Origin of the sequence: uncultured Caulobacter sp. (genome assembly GCF_947036865.1) — a bacterium.
GTDB lineage: Bacteria > Pseudomonadota > Alphaproteobacteria > Caulobacterales > Caulobacteraceae > Caulobacter.
This window is the reverse complement of the sequence record NZ_CAMQSF010000084.1, coordinates 1-7,121: the sequence shown is the minus strand read 5'-3', so window position 1 is coordinate 7,121 and position 7,121 is coordinate 1. Positions and strand designations below refer to the sequence as shown.

Sequence of the window (7,121 nt, the reverse complement as noted above, 5' to 3'; positions counted from 1 at the left end):
GGATGTTCGGATCCAGGATCTTCTGGGTCTCGACGGTCATCTTCCACTCTTCCTTGGTGAAGCCGTCGTCCATGAAGACGTCGATGTGGGGGATGACGTTGAAGGCGATCTGCTTGGTGAACTTCTTGGGCGGCGGGGCGCCCAGGACGTAGACGCCCTTGGTCTGGTCCCACAGCTCGTCCATGCCTTCCTTGCCCGCGCCCGAGACCGACTGATAGGTCGAGACGACCACCCGCTTGATCTTGGCCTCGTCGTGCAGCGGCTTCAGCGCCACGACCAACTGCGCCGTCGAGCAGTTGGGGTTGGCGATGATGTTCTTCGGGATGGAATTGACCGCCTCGGGGTTCACTTCCGGCACGACCAGCGGCACGTCCGGATCCATCCGGAAGTGGCTGGAATTGTCGATGACGATCGGACCGGCCGCGCCGATCTTCTCGCCCCAGGCCTTGGAGATCGACCCGCCGGCGCTCATCAGCACGATGTCGACCTTGGAGAAGTCGAACTGCTCCAGGTCCTCGCAGCGAATAATCTCGTTGCCGAACGAGACCTCGACCCCGATGGATTTGCGGCTGGCGATGGCGTGCATCTTGTCCACGGGGAATTTCACTTCCTCGAGGATGTTGAACATCTCGCGGCCCACATTGCCCGTGGCGCCGACCACGGCGACCCGGTAACCCATCGCGCTCTCCTCACTTCCGTCCGCGGACGTCGCGGCGTGGCGGTTCCCGTACGCCTCATGCCCGGCGGGCGCAAGGCGAGGAAAGTTGGCCCGGCGATCAGCGATGCTCCGGCGAGGGCGCGGCGGCGCCCTGCGCCGGCTTCGCGCTCTGGGGCGGCTCGCCTTCCCAGTTGAACTGCACCGGGATGGTGATGGTCAGGCCCTCGACGGGGTCACCGTCCTCGGTCCAGGGGTTCATGCGCAAAGCCGCCACGGCCTTGATCGTCGCCGCCCCGAAGTCGAGGCCCGCCGGAGACTCCCGCACCGCCTGGCAATCGGCCAGTTCGCCCGTGGCCGTGACCGTGCACCGCGCCGCGCCCTGGCCGGTCTTCACGCCCGCCTTCACCGCCGCCTCCGGATAGGCCAGGGCCATGCCCTCGGCGGTCAGGGTGCGCACCCAATGCGGGCGGGTCAGGCGACGACCGTCCGGCTCAGACGGCGAGCGGAAGCGGAAGGGAAGATCGACCTTCAGATTGGACAGGGTCTTGGCGTCCTCGGGCTGGAAAGCCACGCGGAACGCCTTGGCCAGCCCCTTGGCCGCCTTGCCGAACCCCTTGCCCCCTGGGCTTTCGGCGATGACGTCGCAGTCGGTCAGCGCGCCGGTCTTGGCGAGACCGCACCGCAGGGCCGCCTGCCCGGAGGCGAGGCCGGCGGCTTCCTTGGGCCAGGCGGCCTTGACCTGGGCCTCCGTCGGCGCCTGGATCCACGGCAGGTCGCGGACCAGGCTGGGGCCCAGGGTCAGGCCCTGCGGCACGTTCGGCCAGATGACGGGCACCGTCACGTCGCCGCCGGGCACGGGCTTGCCGCCCCGAATCTTCGGCGTCATCCGCAGCTGCGGCGCCAGTTGCAGGGCCGCCGCGCCGAAGCCGTAGCCGACCGGGTCCTCGCTCTTGACCTTGCAGGCCTCTAGGAAGCCCTCGACCGTGACCTTGCACTGGATGCTGGCCCGCCCGCTCTGGCCGCTGGCCACGGCCTTCTTGGGAAACACCGCGGCGAGGTCCGAGGCGGTGGGGCGCTTGAGCCAGTCGGGATTGGCGTCGCCGGGGGCCAGCAGTTCGAACCAGGTGCGCACGGGGCGGCCGGCCACCGAGGCGCCCTGGTCGTCCTTGGTCTTGATCCGCTCGTAGCCGACCAGGGTCAGGGCCGCCGCGCCGAAGCCCTGGCCTGCGGGCATTTCCTTGGCGATCTTGCAGTCGACCAGCTTGCCGTCCTTGGTGGCGACGCAGTCGAGCGCGGCGCGCCCGCTTTCCTTGGCGCCCTTGGGAAAGGCCGCCTTGACCTTGTCGCGGGGGGCGTTCGTCGTCCATTGCGGCTTCCAGCCCGCCTGCGGGCCGTCGTCGCCGTCATCGTCGTCCCGCGCGCTCGCCGCGGCGGCGGTGGCGCAGAGACCCGCGGCCAGAAGGGCCAGGAGAAGCTTACGATGCGGCACGATGAACCCCCTTGGAACGGCAGGCGGCGACCTCGCGGGGCGCGACCTTAGGTCGAGCCTAGGCGATCCGATCGCCTCTCGCCAGAGGGTTTCCGCGAGGCCCGGCCTTGCCTATGTTCGCCGCCATGACCGACGTCGTCTCCGAAGCCCCGCCCGCCGCTCACCTGACCCAGGACGGCCCCGCCGTCCGGCTGTTCCTGGTCGATGGCTCGGCCTATCTGTTCCGCGCCTATCACGCCCTGCCGCCGCTGACCCGCAAGAGCGACGGCCTGCCGGTGGGCGCCGTGCAGGGCTTCTGCAACATGCTTTGGAAGCTGCTGCGCGACATGCAGGGCGATACGCCGACGCACCTGGCGGTGATCTGGGACCACTCCGAGCAGACGTTCCGCAACAAGCTCTACGACCAGTACAAGGCCCACCGCCCCCCGCCGCCCGAGGACCTGATCCCGCAGTTCCCGCTGGTCCGCGAGGCCACCCGGGCCTTCGGCGTGCCCGCGATCGAGCTGCCGGGCTACGAGGCCGACGACCTGATCGCGGCCTATGCCTGCAAGGCCCGCGAGGTCGGCGGCGAGGCGGTGATCGTCTCGTCCGACAAGGACCTGATGCAGCTCGTCGGCGATGGCGTGTCGATGTACGACCCGATGAAGGGCGTGCGGATCGACCGCGAGCAGGTGTTCGAGAAGTTCGGCGTCTATCCCGAGCGGGTCGTCGACGTGCAGGCCCTGTGCGGCGACAGCGTCGACAACGTGCCGGGCGCGCCGGGCATCGGGATCAAGACCGCCGCCCAGCTGATCACCGAGTACGGAGATCTCGACACGCTCTTGGAGCGGGCCGGCGAGATCAAGCAGCCCAAGCGCCGCGAGACCCTGATCGCCTTCGCCGACCAGATCCGCCTGTCGCGGGCCCTGGTGAAGCTGGACTGCGACACCCCGCTGCCCGAGCCGCTGGACGATCTGAAGGTGCGCGAGCCGGACAAGGCGGCGCTGGCGGCCTTCCTGGACCAGATGGAGTTCCGGTCCCTGGCCCGCCGCGTGGGCGATGGTTCGGCCGCCGCCGCGCCGGGGACCCTGGATCGTCCGCCGGCCCAGCCCAAGGCGCCGGTCACCACCGTCTCGTACATGGGCGCGGCCGCCCGCGCCGCCGCCAAGCCGGCGGCCGAGCCGATCACCATCGACCACGCGACCTATTCTTGCGTCCGTGACGTCGAGACCCTGAAGGCCTGGGTGGCCAGGGCGACGGCCAAGGGCGTCGTGGCCTTCGACACCGAGACCGACGCGCTGGGTTCGGCGACGGCGGGCCTCTGCGGGATCTCGCTGGCCGTGGCGGCCGGCGAGGCCTGCTACATCCCGGTCGGCCACTGCGAGAAGGAAGGCCTGGCGCTGGAGGCCGCCGCCGATCTCGTGCAGATCCCGCTGGCCGACGTGATCGCCACGCTCAAGCCGCTGCTGGAAGACCCGGCGGTGCTGAAGGTCGCGCAGAACGCCAAGTACGACATCGCCGTCCTGGCCCGCCACGGGATCCAGGTCGCGCCGATCGACGACACCATGCTGATCTCCTACGTGCTGGAGGCGGGCCTGCACGGCCACGGCATGGACGAGCTGTCGGAACTGTGGCTGGGCCACAAGCCGATCCCGTTCAAGCAGGTGGCCGGGACCGGCAAGGCCCAGATCAGTTTCAAGCACGTCGCCCTGGCCGAGGCGACCGCCTACGCCGCCGAGGACGCCGACGTCACCCTGCGCCTGTGGGAGGTGCTGAAGCCGAGGCTCGCCCGCGAGGGGTTGTCCGCGGTCTACGAGACCCTGGAGCGGCCGATGCCGGCCGTGCTGGCGGCGATGGAGAACGAAGGCGTCCGGGTCGATCCCGAGGCGCTGCGCCTGCTCTCCAACGAGTTCTCCATGCGCATGGCCAAGTTCGAGGAGCGGGCCACCGCGCTGGTCGGCCGGCCGTTCAACCTGGGCAGCCCCAAGCAGATCGGCGACGTGCTGTTCGGCGAGATGCAGATGAAGGGCGGCAAGAAGACCGCCACCGGCCAGTGGTCGACCGACAGCGACGTCCTGGAAAGCCTGGCCCTCGAGCACGAGCTGCCGCGCGTGCTGCTCGACTGGCGCCAGCTCTCGAAGCTGAAGGGCACCTATACCGAGAACCTGATCGCCGCCATCGCCGAGCGGACGGGGCGCGTGCACACGTCCTACGCCCTGGCGGCGACCACGACGGGGCGACTGTCCTCGTCGGACCCGAACCTGCAGAACATCCCGGTCCGCACCGAGGAGGGCCGCAAGATCCGCAAGGCCTTCGTGGCCGAGCCGGGCAAGGTGCTGATCAGCGCCGACTACAGCCAGATCGAGCTGCGCCTCTTGGCCCATATCGGCGACATCCCGCAGCTGAAGAAGGCCTTCCAGGAGGGCCTCGACATCCACGCCATGACGGCCTCGGAGATGTTCGACACGCCGATCGAGGGCATGGACCCGATGATCCGCCGCCGGGCCAAGGCGATCAATTTCGGCATCGTCTACGGCATCAGCGCCTTTGGTCTCGCCAACCAGCTGGGCATCGGCCAGGGCGAGGCGGGGGCCTATATCAAGACCTATTTCGAGCGCTTCCCGGGCATCCAGGCCTATATGGACGCCACCAAGGCCTTCGTGCGCGAGCATGGCTATGTGACGACGATCTTCGGCCGGAAGATCAACATCCCCGACATCGAGGCCAAGTCGGTCGCCCACCGGCAGTTCGCCGAGCGCGCGGCGATCAACGCGCCGATCCAGGGCGCGGCCGCCGATGTCATGCGCCGGGCGATGATCCGCATGCCCGCCGCCCTGGAGGCCGCCGGCCTCCAGGCGCGGATGCTGCTGCAGGTCCACGACGAACTGGTCTTCGAGGCGCCGGCGGACGAGGCCGATCGCGCGTGCGATGTGATCCGGAGCGTCATGGAGCGCGCCGCCGAGCCCGCCGTGGCCATCAGCGTGCCGCTTACGGTGGAGGCGCGCGCGGCGCTCAACTGGGATGAGGCGCACTAACCCAAAATGGGTTTCGCTATGTCGCCCATGCGACCTTACGCCGCGTCAAGGTTAACATGTCGGCAACTGATTTCACCGGACTCCTGGGTCGACGGCGAACGGTGAAATAGCAGCGTTATCCGAGGCTTACCGCTCGTCGCGACCGTTGCGAGGAGTCCGGACCGTGTCCTTTGGCGACCTGAAAATCCCCCAGAAATTAATGACGGTGTTCGCCGTCATGCTGGCGACGATCATGGTGATGGGCGTCACGCTCTACGCCAACACCACAAGCTATGGTCAGTCGGTGGAGCGCACCGAGCGAGCCTACGAGATGGTCCGCGCCGCCGATGCGGCGGCCTTCCGCCTGACCCGGCAGGAGAACTCGCTGCGCGGCTTCCTGCTGTCGGGCGACACCTACTACGTCAAGCGCCTGGAGGAGGTCCACAAGCCGAAGTTCCTGAAGGCGCTCGGTGATCTGCGAACCCTCGCCGACGGCGACAAGGCGGACATGGCCCGGATCGCGGCGGTGGACGCCGCCTATGCCGACTATCGCAAGCTGGCCATCGAGCCGGGCGAGACCCTGGGGGCGGATCCGGCGACCCGTCCGCGGGCGGTCGACCTCGTCAAGCACGACGGGGTCGCCGATAAGGCCGTGGAGCCGGTGGAAAACGCGATCGAGGCCATCACCAAGAACGCCGAGGCCGTGCTGGCGACCGAAGCGGCGGCCCAGAAGCAGGCCTCGCTGCGATCGACCCTGGCCCTGGCGATCGGCATTCTCGTCACCGCCGGCATCGCCGTCGGCGGCGGCCTGCTGCTGACCGGCGCGATCGCCAGCCCGGTCACGGCGATGACCAACGCCATGCGGCGGCTGGCGGCCGGCGACAACGCGGTGGCCGTACCCGCCCAGGGCCGCAAGGACGAGATCGGCGACATGGCCGCCGCGGTGGCGCACTTCAAGGACGCGGCCCTCGAGAAGATCCGTGTCGAGCGCGCCGCCGCCGCCGATCGCGCCGCCGCCGAAGGCGACCGCGCCGCCAACGAGGCCGAAAAGGCCGCGATCGCGCGCGACGACGCGATCGCGATCAACTCGCTGAACGAGGCCCTCGACCATCTGGCGTCCGGCGACCTGACCCACCGCATCACCACGCCGTTCGCCCCCAAGACCGAAAGCCTCAAGACCAATTTCAACGCCGCCGCCGATCGCATGCGTGAGGCGATCCAGGCGATCGCCGCCGCCGCCAGCGGGGTCAACAGCGGCTCCGACGAGATCGCCCAGGCCTCCGAAAACCTGTCGCGGCGCACCGAGCAGCAGGCCGCCAGCCTCGAGGAGACGGCGGCCGCGCTGGACGAGATCACCGCCACGGTTCGCAAGACCGCCAGCGGCGCCAAGGAGGCGTCCCAGGTGGTGGCGACCGCGCGCGCCGACGCCGAGCGGTCGGGCCAGATCGTCGACCAGGCCGTCGGCGCCATGACGGCGATCGAGACCTCGGCCAGCCAGGTCAGCCAGATCATCGGCGTCATCGACGAGATCGCCTTCCAGACCAACCTTCTGGCCCTGAACGCCGGCGTCGAGGCCGCGCGGGCGGGGGAGGCGGGCAAGGGCTTCGCCGTCGTGGCCCAGGAAGTCCGCGCCTTGGCGCAGCGCTCGGCCGAGGCGGCCAAGGAGATCAAGACCCTGATCTCGACCTCGACCCAGCAGGTCGAGACCGGCGTGGATCTGGTGGGACAGACCGGCGAGGCCTTGGGCCGTATCGTCGAGCAGGTCGCGGCGATCGACGCCCTGATGACGGAGATCTCGGCCTCGACCAACGAGCAGGCGACCGGCCTCAACCAGGTGAACATCGCGGTCAATCAGATGGACCAGGTCGTTCAGCAGAACGCCGCCATGGTCGAGGAAGCGACCGCCGCCTCCTATGCCCTCAAGAACGAGGCCGCCTCGCTGGCCGAGATGGTCGCGCGCTTCCGCGCCGGCCAGGCGGCC

4 protein-coding genes are annotated in these 7,121 nt (G+C 69.3%); 2 read left to right on the top strand and 2 right to left on the bottom strand.

Annotated elements, in window-relative coordinates; translation table 11 throughout:
* Both Q0V34_RS20515 and Q0V34_RS20510 read right to left on the bottom strand, forming a co-directional pair.
* On the bottom strand, nt 1-679 hold a 679-nt coding region (locus tag Q0V34_RS20515), incomplete at its 3' end, for an aspartate-semialdehyde dehydrogenase (protein ID WP_297516176.1).
* Nucleotides 680-776: 97 nt separating this feature from the next.
* The gene (locus Q0V34_RS20510) at nt 777-2,147 is read right to left on the bottom strand and encodes a TonB family protein (RefSeq protein WP_297516174.1); all 1,371 of its coding nucleotides are present in this window, start codon (nt 2,145-2,147) and stop codon (nt 777-779) included.
* A 125-nt stretch (nt 2,148-2,272) separates the two neighbouring features.
* Here Q0V34_RS20510 and polA point away from each other — a divergent pair, with 125 nt between their 5' ends.
* On the top strand, nt 2,273-5,161 hold the full coding sequence (polA, locus tag Q0V34_RS20505) for a DNA polymerase I (RefSeq protein ID WP_297516178.1): 2,889 nt from the start codon (nt 2,273-2,275) through the stop codon (nt 5,159-5,161).
* Nucleotides 5,162-5,324: 163 nt separating this feature from the next.
* A partial coding sequence (locus tag Q0V34_RS20500) for a methyl-accepting chemotaxis protein (RefSeq protein ID WP_297516172.1) occupies nt 5,325-7,121 on the top strand: 1,797 nt, incomplete at its 3' end.

What these genes read in the sequence shown, in the direction of transcription:
- polA (WP_297516178.1), top strand. Translation starts at nt 2,273, where the DNA reads ATGACCGACGTCGTCTCCGAAGCCCCGCCCGCCGCTCACCTGACCCAG.